The 21,621-nt window shown below is 47.7% G+C and carries 10 protein-coding genes; 3 read left to right on the forward strand and 7 right to left on the reverse strand.

Annotation, left to right across the window (positions count from 1 at the left end; translation table 11 throughout):
* Positions 1-51: 51 nt before the first annotated feature.
* From QF049_RS19000 to nirB, 5 genes are all read right to left on the reverse strand, one after another.
* Complete coding sequence (locus QF049_RS19000) at positions 52-2,763, reverse strand: beta-glucosidase (protein ID WP_307539713.1); 2,712 nt, start codon at positions 2,761-2,763, stop codon at positions 52-54.
* A 662-nt stretch (positions 2,764-3,425) separates the two neighbouring features.
* On the reverse strand, positions 3,426-8,396 hold the full coding sequence (locus QF049_RS19005; RefSeq protein ID WP_307539715.1) for a DUF4132 domain-containing protein: 4,971 nt from the start codon (positions 8,394-8,396) through the stop codon (positions 3,426-3,428).
* 24 nt (positions 8,397-8,420) lie between these two features.
* Complete coding sequence (locus QF049_RS19010) at positions 8,421-8,840, reverse strand: hypothetical protein (protein WP_307539717.1); 420 nt, start codon at positions 8,838-8,840, stop codon at positions 8,421-8,423.
* 341 nt (positions 8,841-9,181) lie between these two features.
* Positions 9,182-11,314 carry an assimilatory nitrate reductase catalytic subunit NasC gene (gene nasC / locus QF049_RS19015; protein ID WP_307539719.1) on the reverse strand — a complete coding sequence of 711 codons (2,133 nt, stop codon included), beginning with the start codon at positions 11,312-11,314 and terminating at the stop codon, positions 9,182-9,184.
* Positions 11,315-11,353: 39 nt separating this feature from the next.
* On the reverse strand, positions 11,354-13,522 hold the full coding sequence (nirB, locus tag QF049_RS19020; RefSeq protein ID WP_307539721.1) for a nitrite reductase large subunit NirB: 2,169 nt from the start codon (positions 13,520-13,522) through the stop codon (positions 11,354-11,356).
* Positions 13,523-13,946: 424 nt separating this feature from the next.
* On the opposite strand from nirB, the gene QF049_RS19025 reads away from it, so the two are divergent.
* Positions 13,947-15,176 carry a nitrate/nitrite transporter gene (locus QF049_RS19025; protein WP_133386829.1) on the forward strand — a complete coding sequence of 410 codons (1,230 nt, stop codon included), beginning with the start codon at positions 13,947-13,949 and terminating at the stop codon, positions 15,174-15,176.
* 123 nt (positions 15,177-15,299) lie between these two features.
* On the opposite strand, the gene fabF is transcribed toward QF049_RS19025, so the two are convergent.
* The gene (gene fabF / locus QF049_RS19030; RefSeq protein WP_307539722.1) at positions 15,300-16,538 is read right to left on the reverse strand and encodes a beta-ketoacyl-ACP synthase II; all 1,239 of its coding nucleotides are present in this window, start codon (positions 16,536-16,538) and stop codon (positions 15,300-15,302) included.
* A 138-nt stretch (positions 16,539-16,676) separates the two neighbouring features.
* On the opposite strand from fabF, the gene QF049_RS19035 reads away from it, so the two are divergent.
* Together QF049_RS19035 and QF049_RS19040 are read left to right on the forward strand one after the other, a co-directional pair.
* The gene (locus QF049_RS19035; RefSeq protein WP_307543333.1) at positions 16,677-17,540 is read left to right on the forward strand and encodes a helix-turn-helix transcriptional regulator; all 864 of its coding nucleotides are present in this window, start codon (positions 16,677-16,679) and stop codon (positions 17,538-17,540) included.
* Between the two features lie 133 nt (positions 17,541-17,673).
* Entirely contained in the window at positions 17,674-18,348 is a 675-nt protein-coding gene (locus tag QF049_RS19040; RefSeq protein ID WP_307539723.1) for a response regulator transcription factor, read from the forward strand.
* Positions 18,349-18,369: 21 nt separating this feature from the next.
* On the opposite strand, the gene QF049_RS19045 is transcribed toward QF049_RS19040, so the two are convergent.
* Positions 18,370-21,561, reverse strand: coding sequence for a hybrid sensor histidine kinase/response regulator (locus QF049_RS19045; protein WP_307539725.1), 3,192 nt, complete (start codon positions 21,559-21,561; stop codon positions 18,370-18,372).
* Positions 21,562-21,621: the final 60 nt, after the last annotated feature.

Consider the following 21,621-nt stretch of genomic DNA (forward strand, 5'->3'; position numbering starts at 1 on the left):
GACACGAATAACTTCACTGGGAGAACACCTTCCAATCTCCCTGATTGAACTTTATTTACCGGACTTGCTTCCGATATTCACACTGCCTGTCAGACGGATATCATCCGATGCACTGCCAACATACACTTGGACTTTACCCTTAGGCATTACCCATTCATGGGATGTTTCATCCCAGTAGGACAATGCGCTGCGATCCAGTTGAATGTTGACCCGCTGCTGCTTGCCTGCCTTCAGATCTACCTTCGCCCAACCAGCAAGCTGCTTCTCTGGCGTTTCAACTTTAGTTGGCAGATTGCCAACATAGACCTGTACAACTTCTGCACCGGAAACTTTACCCGTATTACGCAGATTCAGGGATACTTCTACGGTTTCCTTATCACCTTTGCCAGTGTTTTTCACATGCAGATTACGATAATTAAATTCGGTATACGACAGTCCGTGTCCAAAGGCAAACGCCGGTGTCATGCCTTCTTTGTCATATCCTTTATACCCTACAAAGATACCCTCGGAATAGTTGCCCACCCCGTTAACACCCGGGAATTGTTCCGCAGTGGATACCGGGGTCTGGGAATCATCTGATGGGAACGTCACCGGCAACTTACCGGATGGATTCACATCACCAAACAGCACACGTGCCACTGCATTACCTTGTTCCTGACCTGCATACCAAGCCTGAACGATGGATGGCACTTCTTTTTGCCAGGAATCCATTTCAACAGCGCGACCACTCATTTGCACCACAATCGTTTTTGGATTGGCTGCTGCTACCTTGCGGATCAGCTGCTCCTGGTTATTCGGCAGCTCCAGGTCGGAACGGTCGACGTAACCTTCACTGTCATACGTGCGAGTTACCACGACAGCTACATCGGATTTTTTCGCCAGCTCAACTGCTTTTTGCATTTTGATATCCACAGCGTCTTCTGGAGCTTCCCAGCCAAAACGAACCTGTGCACCCATATCATGATTAGTCTGTACCGGGAAATCCGTACGATACTCAATTCGAATATTGTGGGACTCGCCTTCTTTGAATTTGATTTCTTTCTTCGTTGTACTCAATGTTTCACCTTGATTGTCTACGAGCAACTTATCATCCACATACAGCTTCGCAGAACCGAGACTGGTCAGGGACAGCTTATATTCACCCGTTTGGGGTGCTGTGATTGCCCCTGTCCAACGAGCGGACATTTTGGCATTGAATTTGGTTGGTGTAACTGGAAGCTTGGAAGATTGTGCGTTAAAACCTTCATAGTTGTAGAATCCAAGATTCATGTTGACCTGATTGTCCGTACGGACCAGAGAAGGGTGACCCTCCATATCTGTATTCGTCCAGTATTCAGCACGCAGACCGTATTCCGCACGATCTGTACCATAGTCTCTTTCGCTCTCCTGAGCATCCGCTGGTGATAAAAGAGTAGAAGGTACGGCGGATGGTCCATTAAATGCATCTCCTGCGGAGATAGGATCCGTTCCGGCAGCATATTTTACATCCACACCGTTACCGGCACGGTTACGAATTCCTTGAAGCGGACTTACAGTATACGTCGGATTAACCAGACTGCTACCTCCACCAGCAGCAGATGCGTTATCTGCATCCGGACCGATGACAGCGATGGATTTCACGTTTTTCTTGGACAGCGGCAGCACATTATCGTTGTTTTGCAAAAGAACCATGCTCTCTTCTGCAATTTCACGTGCCTGTTTGCCGTCTTTCTTGGCATTGATTTGTGTATTCGTTACAGGGTTATCGAACAGCCCTTTATCGAACATTTGAAGCAAAATGCGTCTAACCTTCTCATCAATGGTTTGCTCGCTGACTTCGCCATTGTTCACGGCTTCCAGCAATTTGTCTCCCCATTTGCCGTAAGGCTCTCCCGGTGTCTCCAGATCCAGACCCGCATTGGCGGATTTGGCTGTGCTGAAGTTTGCACCGTAGTCACTCATGACGAACCCTGCGAAGCCAAACTGATCCTTAAGGACATCGGTCAGCATCTCCTTGTTCTCACAAGCATATGTACCGTTCACCTGGTTAAATGAACACATGGCTGAACCGAGATCCGCTTTTTCGACCATCGCCTGGAACGGACGTGCATAGACTTCCTGAATCGCACGTTCACTGGCTGTTGCATTGGTCGTGAAACGTTCCGTCTCCTGGTTGTTCAGGATGTAGTGCTTCGCTGTAGCGATAACCGGATTACTTTGAATCCCGTTCACATACGCTGCACCCATGCCGGAAGCCAGTAGAGGATCTTCCCCGAGAGATTCGAAGTTCCGGGAACCCCATGGTGTACGTGCAATATCCAGCCCAGGACCGAGCACTACATTATGTGTTGTATCATGTGCTTCCTGACCGATCAGATCGCCATATTTCTTGGCCAGATTGGTATCCCAGGAAGCGGCAAGCGCGATGGGTGCAGGCAATGCCGTGGACTTTTTGTCCTGTACATCCGGGTTTGCCACACGTACTCCTGCGGGTCCATCTGCCATCTGTAATGCCGGAATGCCGAGGCGCTCCAGTCCATCATTATAGAAACCATAATAGTTATTTACTTTACCGGTTACGAATCCAACTTTCTCCTCCAGCGTCATCTCCTTGAGCAGCAGCTCGGTACGTTCCTCCGCTGATAGAGATGTGTTCATCCAAGGCCGATTGGCCCCAGAATCCGCCTCCGCGGCGAAGGCGTGCAGCGGCATAGCCGCAACCGCCACGATGATTAATAACATAAACCATCGTTTGAGGAAAATCAGATTGAGTCTTCTGTTCATGTTGTAAGTTCTCCTTCTCTCTTGATCATTTTTCTTGTGCACATATTGAATACATGTATACAAGGGAATGCAAACTGGCTTGATCCCCGTCTTTCAAGCATTCAGGTCGTCCTGCACATGGCTTCTGAAACTGCAGCCTGCAAGCAAGTCAGCAGATTTCGCTTCCTAACGATAGCCGACATGAACATGAATTACATCCCCTTAAATTTGGTAAATGACCGATTAGAACAAGCCTAGTTCTTTGGAATCACCATATTAATAATTCAGATAACAAAACAAGAAAACGAATTATTTACATTTCCGTAACTACTTTCGAACAAATTCTTTACTTTTAAAAACAGTCAGTTCGACCCACTCCCATTCAACCAATTAATGCAATTAATTATCAAATAAAGGAATATGCCAACACGCTCTGGGTCCTAAGTCTAATTGAAACCGGAACCAATCCGGTCCATTGAAATATCCAAAAATTTAAAAGCAACTGAGGTCCCTTTTAACAGGTTCTTCAGTTGCCTTTATGTTGGAATTTCTCCATATTGTCCACTTCCCATCCATGATTCTTGTTCTACACTCGTTATATTGAGATTCGAAGTTACATTGAAATCGGAGTAGCAAATAAAAAAACGCCCCAAAAGGGGCGGCTCACTTCTGTTCAATCACTTCTAGTTCTGTAACTGTGCAAGAATCTGCGGGTCCTTGATCTTCTTATCTTCGGCAAGCAACATCACCTTGGACAGAATCTCAGCCGTTCTCGGATCTTCATCAAGGAATGGCAGGAAGATTCGACCCCGATGCTGACTGTGCACTGGTACGATATGAAGTGCACCTGTGGCTTGTTTGAACACATTACCACTCCCCAGATGAACAGCATACTCACCCAATTCACCATCAATTCTTGCGTAATTCCCGTCCAAACGTACATTGTCGATCTTCAGCAGACGCAAAGACTCGTTCACAATAACGTGACGCATCTCGATTGTTGTCAGGCTGGCTTCCGGATCTACGCCTCCCACATGTGCAACGCTGACCACCAGATCGATATCACGCATAACTTCCGAGAAGAACGTTAGCGGTACATCTTGCAGCGCTACAGGTTTGTAGCTCTTACGATCGTAGAACTGCACCGTCTCCAAGGTAGGTGCCTCCGTATCTGCTGGTGAGAACCAATCTGCCATGGCATAAAGATTCGCAATCAGATTGTGCTCGTAACTTACCTTCTGCAGACCTTCCTCATAACTGACAGTCCATTGGCGTCCTTTAAGCAGAGCTACTGCTTTTTTCGGTTGAATCTGATACCCGGCGTATCGACGAGACACCGTACCATTAGCCAATTCGTCCTCGTTAGGAAGATATAGCTCACGGAATACCTGCTTGAACGGCTGACGCTCCTGACGGGTGAACAGATCCCGCTGGAATTCACTCCAGCTTCCGCTCTGATACAGATGAAGCGGATGAGCAATCAACAGTTGATCCTGTTCCGCTAGTGTATGGTTCGTACCCTCCGGCCCTGGAGCAACCAAACCATTGGATGCTACATCGAATCGTCCCGTCTTGTCACCTGACTGGAATACAAGTGTTCTTACCAGCGGATGTATAACCGGATTTTGCATCAGACTGGCAATTTCCTCACGTGTAAAGGACGTTCCAGCAGTCATCGAACGTTCTAGCTCCTGCCGTGCCCGGCGATACTGATCCACCAGATCCGATTTGAGCTCTTTCAGTTCAGCGATATATCCATCTTTTTTGAACCGAGCTGGTACAGATTTGAGTGTCTTGCCTTTGCTAACGATAACCATCTCGGGTTGGCCTTCCTCATCAATAACCAATTGTGCTGTCGTGTCAGCATCCAATGCATGAGGTTCAAAGAAGGATTTCATCTCATCCAACTTACGTGCTTCCATGTCCCACATCAGCCGCGTAACATCGGCATAACCTGCATTACGAGCAAGATTGCCCAGTGCAATCTGTGATGCCACACCTTCACTGGCACGACGTTGTGCACCGAATTGTTTGCTCTGCATCAGAAACTTCTGAATGAAGTCGTATCGCTCACGCAGATCCTGTTCCCGATTAGCCGCGAATGGGATCAGGCTGTAGGTTAACAAATGATCTTTGTTTCGCTTATCTGACACGGAATCACGCATGTCGTCCAGACGAAGCTTGCCCAGTGCAGCATCTGCGAACAATTGGGATCTGCGGTGATTAGCTCCCCCGGAAATGTACTTGGCACAATCGTATAACAGATTGAACCGTTCCTCCCCGACAGCAGCATAGGCTTCTTCAAACCAAGCGATATCAAACGCACCTTCATTAAAGTCCTGTGGTGAGATTGGAGAATAGTGGGCCACGATGGTTTCTTTCTCCGCAGTAAATCGTTCATTAATATGAGCATGGAAGTACCAGGCTGCACTGCGAAGACCTTCCCATCCCAGATGTTTCGCAACAATCTCCATCCACTGCGGGGCGTACATGGCTGCTTCCAGCAATTTTTTCTCATTCACCGGATACTTCTGGAGCAATTCCCCAAGACGCTTCTCATCTTCTCCATCCCGTGGATGACAATTCTGAATTAGATAGCTAAACGTCTCTTTACGTGTTGTGTTGTCTCCATAGCTATAGATATATCCACGGACAAATGTATCCTGATCCATCGCAGAAACCAGATGTACCCAGTGTTCCATGCCTTCAATTCGATCCAGTTTCATGGCAAGTGTGCTTACTTCTGTAGAGAGTTCTCCCCGGGTCAGCTCAATCTCCAGAATCCGATTAACGACCGTATCCCGTAAGTGAATCAGCTTCGGATCACTCGCGATCATTTCTGTACGAGTGGATGTTAAGTCCCGAATAAACATCAGACGATTCCCACCGATCAGCACCTGTCGATATATCTCTTGATCATCAATCAGGTTCAACTGGTACGCACGCAGGAAATCTTCAAGTGACAGTAAAGACAGCGGTTGACTACTCTCTACAAGACTGGTGAACTGGTAAGCTGTCTGGAAGAAACGTTTGAAGCTGTTGTCGTCATGGATTTTGCCACGAACTACATAATTCCAAGGTCCAGTCAGAATATGAAGCATGCCTGACTCTTTCTCGAGTCGATCAGCAGGCATACTCGCGATGATGGAGGCCCAGGTTTTCTCAGCTATTTCAAACGTGTCGATCGGATCGCTATCCAGAAATGCCGCCGATATCAGCGCCACTACCTGATCCTTATACGTTAACGAATCCAGCATCTGCTGCAGCTTTTCGATATCATCCAGAGGATAGGTCTGTTCAGCAAACGTCTTGCGCCAGCCTTCCAGTAACGGAATCTTTTGCAGTTCTTCATAGCCATACTGATCATGGAAGTAACTGTAATGGTCGCTCAATTTGCCATTGAAATCCCGGAGCTGTATACCCATATACAACTGCATCAGTTCTACACTGCTAAACCCGGCATGTTGAATGTAGTTCTCCCATACGTCATGAAGCGGAAACTGTTCCATTTGCTTCATTTCATTCCGCTCTCCATACGGAACCTTGGAGCGAAGACTCGCTCCGATTAACAATGTGTCTTTGTAGCCAGCGTAGTATTCCACCTGGTACTCATAATCCCTGTGTTCATGCACTAATTCACTAAGTCCCTCCAGAAATGGTCTGGTCTTATCCAGAGAGAGTGTAAAGATATCCTTCGGATTATGGCCCTTGAGATCACGCTTTTCATCCAGCAATGGCTCACGTCGCTTCGGATCAAATAAACCAAATCCATTAGAGGCTGTGTAACGACTCCCCTGATCGGTCAGCTTATCCAGCAGTTTCTGTTCCTTGGCAGTGGGTGTCTCAATCAGCTGCGCCAATGGCTGCAATTGCTCCTGCTGATCTATCCGCTCTGGATCTGCCGCAATCTCGGTCAATAATTCGAGCGCACCCAAGCGCTGCAGTTCACTCTTGGCCTGCAAAAGTCGCTTCAGCGAGACCGCCAATTGGTCCACGGGTTGCAGTAACAATACATGGATGACCTTCTGACGAAGTGAGCCTGTTTTGAGCTTCATCAACGCCTCCATCTGTTTCATCTCATCAACCGTCAACGTGAGCAGCTTCGCTTTGGCGAGTGCACTCTCCCGATTACTGATGCTTTTATCAGACAAACTCTCAAACACAAACTGTCTTTGTAACTCATTATCAGGATGCTGAACAAACTGGGACAGCAGTTCTCCGCGCAGTTCCGGGCTCAATCGGTCCTTGATTGCGATGACCTCCCCGATCCATTCCGGGTCCATATCATATGCAGCCAAATATAACATTTTCTTGACTACATCATCCGTATCAATCCGGTAGTGAACATACTCAAGTACACCTGATGGTCCACCTGACCCGCCTTTTGGAATGGCAGCCAGCATCTGTTTGAACCGATCAAAGTCCTGACGCCGCAAGGCCTTATCTCCAAGAGTAGGCAATGGCCACACGTAGACGCTACGCTGATTCTCTCCATTCTCGAAACTCCAGTTGTACATATACATCGCATCATAGTTGGTCACAATCCAGTGCATCAACTCGGTATCTTGCGCCTCCAGATAACGACGTGCAATGTCCAATCGAAGCTCCCTGTTCTGGCTGTTAGCCAGTACATATTGGGCAACAATCTTCTGATATAACTGACCTTGATCCATAATCTCGATTATCTTGCTCTTCAATTCATTCTCTTCAATGACCGCTGTCGCCCACAGACTGATAAAGAGTTTGTTAGCATTTGCTTCCTGCTGCCAGGCCTCGCGTACTTCTGGTTGCACAAGCGCCTGATAGGCCTGTTCAATCAACTGTGCGGCAACACGCTGGTTAGCTGCTTCTATGCCGATCCCCGTCCATACGGCAAGCGCTCTTACCACGGAACTGAAACGAATCAGGTTGTTGTCGATAATGATTTTTAATATGTAAATATAGGCTTCCAGTGTCCCTTCATCCATCCGCTCCACAATGCTTTGGCGCAGTCCTTCCTGCAACCTTGCTGCAACAAGCAGCTCACCCACCATCTGATAGGCATCCGCCTGATCGCTCATGAATATGCCTTTGATCATTTCATGGGTTAACAATGCATTCTGATTGTCACCATATATAATATCGTGCAGCGCCTGCTTCATATCTTCGCCCTGATGATCCAGTTCATAAGCGATACAATCCGCCAGAACCCAACGGATCTCATGCAGATAATCCAACTTGTACTCACGAAGTGACACATATTCATTCAGGGAGAAATTCTTCATTTCCATACGGAACAATCCCATCAGTTTGCGAATGACCTGTGCTACATGCTGTTCAGGATCGGATGTGCGGAAAGGCCGGCGTTCATAGTTGTTACTGTATGGGAAACGAGTCGCACGCTCTGCGATATAATGGAATCGTGCAACCAATGACTCGCTCGCCAGATGCTGGAGCACATCCAATAGTGGCTGGAATAATGGTTTCTGCGTTTCTGCAGCCAACCTTCCAAGCAACTTATCAGTATTCAAAAACATCTTTTCATCTCCACGCAAATACGTAGACCCGGCGATCTCCACAACATAGCCTGCCAGCTCAAGCTGTACCCCTGTTAACGACTTGGCTCTTTCCTGCAATCCATCGATATACACCTGTACTTGCTCTTCCTGATTCATCCTGTTCTCCTCCTTCATCGCTCTCTACCACAGACGTCCGGCAAGCATTGTAAAACGAATAAATACCACGTTATCTCCGTCTTTTACAACAAGTGACTCATCCAGTTCCTGCAATTCTTCATCGTTGAGAAATACTTTATACAATCCATCCTCATAGGCGGTTATAGCTGTCTCCATCGCAACATTCAGATCAGGAACACCCTCATTGTATACTGCGCCAAACCCGACTTTTCCCGCCGCTCCCTGCGCCTCAATATCATCCGGCATCAGGTAGGCGAGCAATTCAGCCTGTTGTTTCTTGTCCTGAAGCGCTTTTACTTGCAGAGCCACCATGTTCTCAATGAGCTGCCTTAACGTATGAGTTGTTTCCGGAAGTTCGGCAGCTTGCTTGGCAAGTACCGGCTTGCGCTTACCCAGACTTTTTACCGTTATCCATACGTTCACTGTCATGCCCCCTCTGTCCTGCCCTATTTGAAGAAACTTCCATAAGCCCCGATATCTATACCACGATGCGTAATAACCTAAACTCGAAATGACGACCTATCTCAAAATAAAACCAAAAATACGTACATATGTACCCCTAATGAACATCATAACTAAAATTCAATCTATATTCATGAGCCAATCCTCATGTTTACGTGGAACCACGGAACTATGGCCTACTTGCGTACATATACGCAAAAAAAACCGCACAGTCTCATATAAATATGACTGCGCAGCCGCTAAGCTACTATTAGAACAGCTTATGACACCTGAGAACCTTTAAAAACTGAAACCTGCATGAATCATCTGACCAATCGCAACGGTCGAATGGTTACAGCTGCTGTCTTGAACCCAGGCATCCGGCAGAACGGATCTAGCTCTGGTCTGGTGGCCCGATTCACATTCTGAATGCCGCCCCAATGCATCGGCACGAACAAGGTATCCTGCCGAATCGAATCTTTGATGCGCGAACGAACCGTGAAGCTTCCGTACGTCGATTGAATCTCTACCCACTCTCCATCGTGAATACGATAACGGGCAGCGGTAGCCGGGTGAAGTTCAACAAAGTTCTCCAATTCACGAGCTGCCAGTGCCGGACTTCGATGTGTCTGCACCCCTGTAAGATAATGAGGTAACACACGCCCATTGGTGAGAATTAAGGGGAACTCCGAAGATATATCATTCCAGCCCGGGCTGGATTCAAATGTGAATGCCGCTTTGCCGTCCGGGTGAGCGAATCGTTCACCGAACAGCAGTCCTTCTCCCTGATCCTCCAGGGCAGAACACGGCCAGTATACCCCTTTCTCGTTACGCAAACGCTCATAGGTAATGCCATAGTAATCAGCCACCCCGCCACGACTCGCCACCCGAAGCTCATTAAAGATATCCTCAGCAGTGTCATATTCAAAATAAGAAGCTTTACCCAATTGCGCGGCAATCCGGCATAATATATCCCAATCATCGAGCGTTTCTCCCGGCGCAGGCCGCCCCTGTTCACGGAGCAGAACACGCCCCTCCAGATTGGTCAGTGTACCTTCATTCTCCATATAAGATGTAACCGGGAGAACCAGATCAGCCATGCGTGCTGTCTCCGACAGGAACATATCTGCCACGATCAGAAAGTCCAGCTTGCGCAGACCTTCTTCCACCAAACGCACATTGGGGTTGGACACGACTGGGTTGGAGCCCATTACAAGCAACGCCCGAATCTCCTGATCATGGACCTTCTCCATCATCTCGTAGGCCGAGACCCCTTTACCAGGCAGACTTGCAGGGTCCACACCCCAGACGGATGCCACATAGGCACGATCGGCTTCATTTTCAATCGATCGATAGCCCGGCAGCTGGTCAGCCTTCTGCCCATGCTCCCGTCCGCCCTGCCCATTTCCCTGACCGGTGATAGCACCATATCCACAGCCTTCTCGGCCAATTTTGCCAGTCGCTAACACCAGGTTGAGAAAGTGTCTGACAGCCATATGCCCATCCGTCTGCTGTTCCACACCACGCGCTGTCATGATCATGCCTGTCTCTGCCTCACCGTATGCCATCGCCGCCTGACGAATCAACGCCAGATCAACCCCGCATGCTTGTGCCGCCTGTTCGAGTTGCAGATCAGCCAACCCTTGTATCAATTGCTCGTAGCCATACGTTCGTTCGCCTATAAAATGAGGGTCCACCAATCCGGCATCCGTCATTATTTTCAACATGGTATCTGCCAGCAGAGCATCCATGCCAGGTTTCACCTGCAAATGAAGGTCGGCAATGGCAGCGGTTGCCGTCTTGCGTGGATCAATAACGATAATGAAGGCCCCGTTCTCCTTCGCCTTATTGAAGTAGGGCAACAGGGTTGGTTGGCATTCTGCAATATTGGTACCTGCGAGTACAATGCAGCCCGCCTTGGGAATATCGGACAGACGGAACGTCAATCCACGATCCATCCCGAACACTTTACTGCCAGCTGAAGCCGCAGCTGACATGCAGAACCGTCCATTATAGTCGATATATTTTGTCCCCAATGCAACTCTGGCGAACTTGCCGAGCAGATAGGCTGTTTCATTTGTCAAAGATCCGCCTCCGTAGACTCCGACCGTATCTGCTCCGTATGAATCTTTCAAGTCCTGAAACCGCTCTGCGATGGTCTGAATGGCCTCCTCCCAGGAACAGGATTCAAGCTCGCCATTGCGACGAATGAGCGGATGCATTAATCGTTGACCACTGAGCGCATGTTGATGAGCATTCATACCCTTCACACACAACCTGCCCTGAGAGGCTTCATTCGGAACGCCTTGGACCGTATATTCCGCTCGGCTCTGGCCTGCAACAGGTGCAACCAACTCTTCAACTGTCATCTTGCATTGCACACTGCAATATGGACACTGTGTTTCTTTTACATACAGCTTGGATACCGCCATTTCCGAAGTTATCGATAATTCCATTTTCCCATCCCTGCCTTTCAGCTGTAATACTGATCCATTTCAGACGGTGCCCTGCACCGCGGGAGATTCAAGAAATTGCTTCATCGGGGATGCTGAAGCCACATCTCGCTCATGATGATGAATCGCAACAAGTTCCTTCTGTAGTTGGTCATCCAGCAGCGTTTCCCGAATCGACATGAATCCCAAACGTTCCGTCCATGCCCATAACGGCTCATCATACCAAGCGGTTTGGCGATACCATTGAAGGCAGGCTGATGCGAGTGTGGCCGCTTGCACCTCTGTTTCAGCCACCCCGAGCAAGCCACCTTGTTTGACCGGATGTTCTGCATGACCGCCTGCATAGATTTCCCACCCAGCTGGTGAAGCCAGCAAGCCAATATCCTGCACCAGTGCGCTCACCAACGAACCGGGCCCTGGTGCGACTCCCATATTCACCGGCGACGGCATCACAGCGCCGATCCAACTCGCACGAAGCTGTGCAGCCAACCCCCTAGCATCTCTTGCATAGGATGAAAGCGGGATCTGATCATCCCAGCGTACCTGAACCTCTGAGTGCCCTTCGATCTCTCGTGCAACTATCATTCCACCGGATAACTGCAAGTAATAGTGGATCACTGGACGACATACCGCGCAGCCATGCTCCGACCCCCATCCCAGTTGTTTCAAGATAGAGGTTAGGTCTGTCTCCTGATCAACAAAGTCATCCAGCATTTCCTTCAGTTCTGCATGCCCAAGCGCCGTACAACTGCACACAGGCATTGGAGCAGGTTTATCTGGTGTGGCTTCCACTCCAGTACCCCCGTTATTTTTCAGGTTATGCGTATGTTTCAACAGAGCAGCCACCATCGGGCGACAGCCACCGCATGAACCTGACGCCTTGGTCTGCTCCTTCACCTGATCTGCCGTTTCCAGACCCTGTTCCTGAATGGCCTTCATTATCGCAGCCTTGGTCACATTGTTGCAGGCACAGACAGTCTCCTGAGCCGATAATGCCGCAGCAGCCATCTCAGCAGGGTCTGGGGCGCCTTCACGCGGAGCCAATTCCGCCACCTCTGCACCTCGTTGCACAAGTCCAAGCAATGCCGTTCCTTCGGTTGTATCTCCAAATAAAATGGCTCCACGCACTTTGCCAGCCTGCATCAGCACTTTTTTATATGTGCCTTGAATGCCATCCAGATGTTGAATTGCGGTCTGCATACCTTCCCCACTGATCTCGCCGGCCGAGAAAACATCAACCCCTGATACCTTCAACTGTGAGTAGGGAATAGATCCTTTGTATTCAGGCGTTTCCTGTCCACAGAGCGTACGTGCGAGCACCTTCCCCTGTTCGTATAAAGGAGCCACCAGACCATAACTGATTCCCCGATGTTCGGCACATTCCCCAACTGCATATATATCCGGTACACTGGTGCGCATATAGTCATCTACCATGATTGCCCGATTCGTAGCGATTCCACTTCGTCTGGCGAGATCCACATTTGGCCGAATTCCTACAGCGACAATGACAACCTGAGCTTCAAGCTTGGAACCATCTGTGAACAGCAGTCCCTGCGCCTGCGATCGTCCGGTAATTTTCTGCGTATTTTTGGACAAAAGAAAGGACATACCCTGGTCTTCAAGCTCCTGTTGAAGCATCGCGGCAGCCTTCTCATCCAACTGTCGGTTCATAATATAATGTGCGTTATGGACCACCACAGCTTCCATTCCCAGATGCAGCAACCCGCGCGCAGCCTCCAGCCCAAGCAATCCGCCACCAATGACTGCGGCCTTGCGATATGTTTTGGAATAATCAGACATGCGCGTACAATCATCAATCGTTCGGAAGGACATGACCCTCTCTTTATCAATCCCCGGAATCGGTGGGATAAAAGGTGAAGACCCTGTCGCCAGAATCAGGACATCATAGGTTTCTTTTAATCCGGATTCAGTCTCTATATATTTTCCACGGGTATCAATGCGGTGCACCGTTTCACCTGCGCATAGCCGGATTTGATGCTCGGCATACCAGCTCCAATCATTGATAATGATATCCTGTAACGAATGCTCACCCTGCAATACTTTCGATAACATGATCCGATTGTAGTTGGGACGCGGTTCATTACCGTAGATTACAATCTCATACGTATCAGGCTCCAGTGCGATAATCTCTTCGACACACTTCATTCCAGCCATGCCATTCCCGATAATCACCAGTTTGCTTCTACTCATGGGCTGCCCCCTATCTATCTCACCTGAAAATAAACAGAAAAATCCCTTCTCCATGATTCGGAAAAGGGCACCGTTGCCTCCGGAATCCACACGCCTTTGTGTAGATTCATATTAGATTCAGATTAAGGGAATCTGAATCTAATGTCAACTAAATTAACACAAAAATGCGAATAACGATTAAAAAACGAATTATCTAAAATCACATGTAATTTTTGTTGACATATACATTTTCTCTTGATTATAATTTGAATCAAAATCACAGTGCTGTGATCAACTCAGATGCGGGAACACAATGACGTGTACCGCCTGTCGGCAACGGGGCCGCAAATCGTTCATATCTGGACGAATTGCGGCCTTTTTCTGCCTTAACAAGCACATAGACAAATCACGAAGATCTCAATTGGATGAGGAGCGATGATGAATGATGGAGAGCAAAAGTTTTTGGAAAAGCGGGCATAAGCCCACCCTTTTCGGGGCGTTTATGTATTTTGACATCAGTTTTATGATATGGGGGATGCTGGGTCCACTCGCAGTTGTCATTGCATTGGATTATCCGATGACTCCGCTGGAAAAGGCCAATCTGGTCGCATTGCCTATTCTCGGCGGCTCCATCCTGCGCCTTGTGCTTGGCTTCATGTCTGATTATATTGGTCCGAAACTGACCGCACAGATCGGGATGCTTGTCACCTTAGTTCCTTTATTACTCGGCTGGTTATGGGTCGACTCTTTAAGCCAACTGTACGTGGTGGCACTCTTGCTCGGTGTCGCAGGCGCCTCCTTTGCTGCTGCGCTACCTCTGGCAGGCCAATGGTATGGCAAAGAGCATCAGGGTCTGGCGATGGGTATTGCCGGGGCGGGTAACAGCGGAACCGTACTCGCAACGTTGTTTGCCAATCGCTTGGCTACGCATTTTGGCAGCTGGGAAGTTGTGTTCGGACTTGCTATTATACCGATCGCTATTGTATTCATCCTCTTTTCTATCTTTGCCAAAAATAGCCCTAACCGGCCTGAACCCAAGAAATTGTCCCAATACGGAAGTCTGCTTAAACAAAAAGATGCTTGGGTATTCTGTGCCTTCTATTGTGTGACCTTTGGCGGCTTCGTTGGATTATGTAACTATCTCACCATCTTCTTCAACACCCAGTATGGGCTCTCTCCTGTTCGTGCCGCTGACATTACCACCTTCTGTGTAATCGCAGGCAGTTTCTTCCGACCTGTTGGGGGGTACTTGGCGGACAAAATTGGCGGAACCCGCATGCTAACTTTCCTGTACACAGGAGCCTGTATCATGTTGATCGGTGTATCCTTCATGCCACCACTTCCTGTTGTGGTAGTCATGTTGTTCCTCGGTATGATGTGTCTGGGAGCCGGAAATGGTTCGGTGTTCCAACTGGTTCCCCAACGCTTCGGTAATGAGATTGGCCTGATGACAGGTATTGTAGGTGCCGCTGGCGGATTGGGCGGGTATGCACTGCCGCTGATTCTCGGCCAACTGTACAGTAGCTATCAATCCTACACGCCAGGTTTTGTCATTCTTAGCCTGATTGCAGCAGCTTCCCTGTTCCTTGTTCTCTTCATGCAATCCCGCTGGCGTGTAAGCTGGCTGAGCCGAGGTAATAAAGGCATGGCCGATTCGACATCCCTCTCTTCCTGAGGCGTACAACCACTCTTGGCCGTTAACCAAGGTACAGTGTTTACGAGTGATCCATAAGTAACCAAAGAAACAGCGTTGCCCCATCAGGCAGCGCTGTTCCTTTGGTTACGGCTGTCTTTCTACTTAAGATGAATATTTTTGAAGAACAATAACCGCATTATGACCGCCGAAGCCAAAGGAATTAGACATCCCAATCCGCAACTCCGCTTTTCTTGCCTCGTTTGGTACATAATCCAGATCACATTCAGGGTCCCTCTCTTCCTGATTGATGGTTGGAGGAATGATGCCATGCCGCAGACTTTGAATAAGTGAGATCGCCTCCGCACCGCCTGCTGCACCAAGCATATGTCCCGTCATGGACTTATTCGCTGTGACCGGAATATCATAGGCACCTGTCCCGAAAAGTTGCTTAATCGCTCTTGTCTCAGACAGATCACCTGCCTCCGTACTGGTGGCATGAGCGTTAATCACATCAATGTCCTCAGGTCCAATCTGAGCCTCTTTCAGTGATGCTTTCATCGCCAGATATGCACCCCGTCCTTCCGGGTGGGTAGCTACCATATGATACGCATCTGAACTGGCACCATATCCAATCACTTCGGCAAGAATATTTGCCCCTCTCCCCAGTGCATGAGACAGTGATTCCACAACCAGAATTCCAGCACCCTCCGCCATGACAAAACCGTCTCTCCCTGCGTCAAATGGACGACTTGCTGTTTGAAAGGCTTCATTTCTTGTTGATAATGCTGTCGCATTACCAAAGCTTGCCAGCGACACCTCGGTTACAGCCGCTTCTGTCCCGCCAGCAATAATGACATCGGCTCCGCCATGACGAATTAACCGAAAAGCCTCTCCAATGGCTGTATTTCCAATGGAACAAGCTGTTACTGGCGATAATGTCGGTCCCCAGCAACCAAACCTCATACTGACCATAGCTGCCGCCATATTGGATATCATCATAGGTACCAGTGTTGGGCTGACTCGCGCAGGTCCCCGATCTGACAGGACCTTGCCTTGTTCCATCAATGTCTGGATTCCGCCTATGCCTGAACCAATATATACACCTACCCGTTCACGGTCCAGTTCATCCATCACAAGACCCGATTGCGATACAGCCTGATCCGCAGCAGCAACAGCAAATTGAACGAATCGATCCATACGCCTTGCTTCCTTGCGTCCAAAACGCTCTTCACCATCAAAATCACGGACCACACCAGCGATTCTGGTTTTGTACGAAGCTGTATCAAAATGTTCTATAGGTGATACACCTGATCTACCCTCAATTAATCCATTCCAGAATGTATGTACATCATTTCCCAAAGGAGAGATGACTCCCATACCTGTAATCACGACTCTTTCCATGTCCATCCTCCTTCAGCGCTGTTGTCTACCTTACTCTTACGCTCTGCCACTAATAGTGCACTTTTGAATATCCTATTACAAGTTGTCAATTATAATAGTATAATGACTACCATGATAACGAGGATTGAAGGTGATGGATTGAACTACGATGTCAGGTTACAGGCATTGTCCACTTTTCTGAAAACACAGCGTTCCAAAATTTCTCCCGAATCGGTCGGTTTACCCACTGGAAGTCGGAGAAGAACGCCTGGGCTGAGGAGAGAAGAGGTTTCCCAACTGGCAGGAGTGAGTACAACATGGTATACCTGGCTTGAACAAGGTCGGGATATTCAGGTATCCCATTCCGTGTTGGATAACATTGCTTCAGCACTGAGGCTTACTGCAGATGAACGAAAGTATCTGTTTTCGCTCGCCATGGAGCATCACTCGGAGCTGCCCACACTGGAAGAAGAACCGGTTCAACTTCACCCTTCCTTGCAGAAAATTCTGCAAGAACTTCATCACTGTCCTACCGTGATCTCGGATCGGCGTTGTTACATAGTCGGCTGGAATGATGCAGCTCGGCATTTTTTTATGGATTTTGAACAGATTGCCCCCGAACAGCGGAATATGATCAGTCTGTTATTTGATCGAAAGGAGTTTCGCAGGCTCGCGGTGAACTGGGAGGATTTTGTGAGCGGATTTCTGGCGATTTTTCGTGCTTACTATGGCCAGTACGTTGATGATGAATGGTATAATTTATTTCTGGATGACATGATGAACAGACATCCCGATTTTCATACCCTTTGGAAACAAAGCAGCGTCAGCAGTGCCCCGGACGTTTTAATCGAATTCAGGCATTCCAAAGCAGGCAAAATGTTGTTTGATCTGACTTCGTTGCAGGTTCAGGGTAGTTCCGATCTGCGTTGCAGTGTCTACACCCCTGCGCCAGAGAGCGCTACCGAGCGCAAACTGATGCGCCTGATCGAGCGTGAAGCTGATCCACATCTTGGCAAGCATTAAATCGGAGTCTCTCGCCTTCTTGGAGTCATGTTAGAGTCTTGACATCCTCATGTGCATGTTTTAAATATCAGGTATATGAAGTAATTCATGGATCTTAGTCCTTCTACAAGAAGGGGGTTCAGAAAGGAATATCATGACGAAAGTGCTTATCATAGAGGACGACAACATGTTAGGCGATACATTATCCTTGTATTTGCAAGGTGAAGGGTATGATGTTATACGTGTCGATAACGCAAGAGATGGTCTTCTACAGCTTCAAGCGCGGCCTGATATCCTGCTTCTTGACTTGATGCTCCCTGATTCGGGTAATAAGAATCCTTGTTCTCTCATGCGCCAACATACGGCAATCCCCATCATTGTCATCTCTTCGTTAACTGAGGTTTCTGAGCGGATTCGATCATTAACAGATGGGGCTGATGACTATGTATGTAAGCCTTTCAGCATGCAGGAGCTGAAGGCACGTATTGAGGCCGTATTGCGCCGCTACTCCATATTGAACAGCTCTGTTGTCACTGAACAGGAAACCGGAATATCTCTCGATCTGGCCCGAAGAACCGTTCTGTTGAATAACCAGCGCGTGGAAATGACATTTTCCGAATTTGAGATCATGAAGCTGTTTATCCTCAATCCTGGCAAAGTCTACAGTCGGTATGCCCTGATTGAAGCCATTCGTGGTATTGATGCCTACATTAATGATCGCACCATCGATGTGCACATTACCAAGCTTCGCAAAAAAATTGAGGACAATCCAAAAAACCCCCAATACATTCAAACCATCTGGGGGGTAGGATATAAGTTCACACCTTAAAACAACACAGCTTCATTCCGATCACCATGGCAGGGACTCGGTAATTTTATCAATTTCCTGTTGTACCTTCTCCAATACCGAACGCAGTTCCTCATCTTTGAATAACGGACGGGACAGGAGCGATCCCAATTGGAGAACCGCACACATCAGGTCCACCGCATGCAGATTCGCAGCTACGCCTCGAAGAGAATGAACACTACGAATTACATCAGCAATCTGCTGTTGTTGAAGTTGAATCGCCAGTTTTTGCTGAAACGAGCCATACTCCATTCTGAATTTCGTGAGCGCATATTGCAGAATATGTGGCTTGCCGTCCATCTGTCTGATCGCCTTATCTGCATCAATTCCATTGATCTCCCTTATGCCTTTTAGATCAATCCATATTTCCAAAATGTCCGCGAGCTGTTGTTCATGTATGGGCTTAGTCAGGATGGCATTCATGCCTGCTTCAAGATATAATTCATGGTCGCTTTTTAAACTATTCGCTGTAAGCGCAATAATGGGTGTACGATCATATTTCCTCATCTTGCGAATGTGTCGCGCTGCATCAATTCCATTCATATCTGGCATATAGAGATCCATCAGAATCAGTTCCCATGTTTGTTCATTCAATTTCTTCAAAACCTCTGTGCCATTATCTGCCAGCGTCACCTTGAATCCGGTATGTTCCAGCATGGCCCGAATGACCAGTTGATTGATTTCATGATCTTCAGCGATCAGAATGTGCCCTTTGGATTTAAGCAAATAAGATTCATCGCCTTCTATCATCCGCTTTTTCTCCAATGGCCCTTCACCCTGAAGTGCAAGTAAGACTTCGAACAATCCCAGACGTGTAATCGGTTTGATCATCATGAGATCGGGGCGAAAGGATCTCTCCTCACTCCACAGGGCATTTTCACTAAAAGCATGGGTATAACCCACCATTTGAAATTTGGTTCGATTCAATCGCTTCATGAAACTGTCCCATGACGATCCGTTGACGGTCTCCTCTGCATCCATATCCAACATGATCAACATCGAACTTGTCCCTTCGGCTTCAGGAGTATACCAAACACTCTCCATCATATGGTTCATGGAAGTATACAGCGTCGGATTCATCCCGAATGAATAGAGCAGCTGCTTCAGATTTGCGCCCATCCGTTCATCATCTTCAATGATAACCACATCATTCGCACCATATAGGAGAGGGTGTGTCTGCAGGGAAAAACTCTCTTCTTCTTCCGAATCTGCAAGTTCAAATATCAAGTCGAATGAAAACAGACTGTACTCTCCCAGCACACTATCCACCCGCAAGCTTCCTCCCAAAGAGGTGACCAGAAGGTAACAGATGATCAGCCCAAGACCAGAGCCACCATATGTTCGATACGTCGAGGGTTCCGCTTGAGTAAACGGGACAAAGAGTCGTTCCAATTGTTCGGGTGACATTCCGATTCCCGTGTCCTCTACCTCAAAACGGACATGAACTCGCTCCGCCTCCAATGAAAGAACCTCTGCCTGCAACGTTACATATCCATGCTCCGTAAATTTAATCGCATTACTGAGCAGATTCAATAACACCTGTTCAAGTCGGAACGGATCACCAATTACCGTTAATGGCAGATCGGGATCGGTTGTAAAGATCACTTCGATATCTTTGTGCCCAATAGCCACGCCGATCTGATCTGCCACACGTTTGATCACTTCCTCTGGTGAAAAAGAGACCTTCTCCAACATCAGCTTGCCTGCCTCTATTTTTGAAAAATCAAGAATATCATTTACGAGGGCAAGCAAGGTTTGAGAGGACGCATTGATTTTACTCAAATAATCCTTTTGTTGTGGAGATAGATCTGTTCGTTGAAGCAACAACGAAAAGTTGATAATACCGCTCAGTGGGGTACGAATCTCATGGCTCATGAATGCGAGAAACTCACTCTTCGCCTGGCTTGCTTTGTCAGCCTTAACACGTCTATAGTGATCCGAAATGTCATGAATGACTGCCTTAATTTTCTCACTCGAGTTTAATACTCTAACAGGGTATAGGTGAACCCGAACATGCTGCTCATGACCTTCTCCAATAATGAAACTCAGTTCCGTATCCTGTGCTATATTGTGATGTAAGGCTTTTTGGAAAACGAACAACCAGTTCTCCAGCTGCTCAATGAACAACAATTCTTCAATCTGACGCCCAATCACTTCCTGCCTGCCGAGACCGAGAACATCCAGAAATTTCTGATTAACCGACACAATACATCTGTTGTTATCCAAACCGACAAACCAGTCTGCTGACACTCGCTCAAGTGTTCGATATCGCTCTTCACTTTCTTGAATCCTTCGTTTAACTGCTCTGTGTTCCGTGATATCGAGTCCATATCCCACGACATATTTCACCACACCCTCTTCTCGCAGAGGGCGAACTTTCACCAGCGAATAGTAACCTTCATGCTCAATCTCGTAAAAAAAAGATTCCCCTTCCCATGCCCGGTTAAACTGCTTTCGCAGAAACTCTACCTTTTCCTGAGGTAAAATATCCAATGTGCCCAGTTTGTAATCTTGCTTCAGACTACTCATATCCAAGCCCAGTTGGGAGAGCATCTCTCCCTCAAGCACAAGATACTCGAATTTTCCGTTCTGTTTTCGGATTTTAAAAGTAAAACCCGGCTGCATACGAAGCATCTCCAGCATTTCCTGATCCCTCTGAATGACCAATCTCCTATATCGATGATTTTGGTTCAGATAATACAGGAATAATATAACGGACAGCAGGCAGATACATTGAAAAAAGAGAATCTGCCCCATCATTAACAGAGAAGGAGAATAGGTCTTTAGTACAGAAAGTTCATACACAGTAATCAGCAGCAACGCTCCGTATAACCACTTCTGCATAAATCCCCTGATATACTTAAAGATCAGACATATGGCTACAACAAATAACAACTCTGTCAACGCATACTGCCAGTTCTCCAACAAGGGATTACGCCCCATATTAATCCGAAAAATCCACATGAATGCAAAAGTAACGAAAGCAGATCCACTCCCACCAAAATAAGCAGCAAGCAGATACACACTGGCCCGGAAATTCAACAATGTACCATCCTCAAGCACAATAGAGAAATAATAGAGCGCCGTGCCCAACATGCTCAGCGTAATACCAATAATGATCCGAGTCGTGATGGATGTTGAACGGGTAGCATTTGTATGGTTCAGATAGTGATGAATTAGGAAAACAAAGATCAAAATTAGCGTGAAATTTAATACAAGATCGCGTAGCAAATGGTCACCGTCCACATTACGACT

This window comes from Paenibacillus sp. W4I10, assembly GCF_030816325.1.
Lineage (GTDB): Bacteria > Bacillota > Bacilli > Paenibacillales > Paenibacillaceae > Paenibacillus > Paenibacillus amylolyticus_B.

Excerpts from the sequence above, each read along its gene's own strand:
- QF049_RS19005 (WP_307539715.1), bottom strand. The coding sequence starts at position 8,396 with ATGAATCAGGAAGAGCAAGTACAGGTGTATATCGATGGATTGCAGGAA.
- fabF (WP_307539722.1), bottom strand. The coding sequence starts at position 16,538 with ATGGAAAGAGTCGTGATTACAGGTATGGGAGTCATCTCTCCTTTGGGA.
- nasC (WP_307539719.1), bottom strand. The coding sequence starts at position 11,314 with ATGGAATTATCGATAACTTCGGAAATGGCGGTATCCAAGCTGTATGTA.
- QF049_RS19025 (WP_133386829.1), top strand. The coding sequence starts at position 13,947 with ATGGAGAGCAAAAGTTTTTGGAAAAGCGGGCATAAGCCCACCCTTTTC.
- QF049_RS19040 (WP_307539723.1), top strand. The coding sequence starts at position 17,674 with ATGACGAAAGTGCTTATCATAGAGGACGACAACATGTTAGGCGATACA.
- nirB (WP_307539721.1), bottom strand. The coding sequence starts at position 13,522 with ATGAGTAGAAGCAAACTGGTGATTATCGGGAATGGCATGGCTGGAATG.
- QF049_RS19000 (WP_307539713.1), bottom strand. The coding sequence starts at position 2,763 with ATGAACAGAAGACTCAATCTGATTTTCCTCAAACGATGGTTTATGTTA.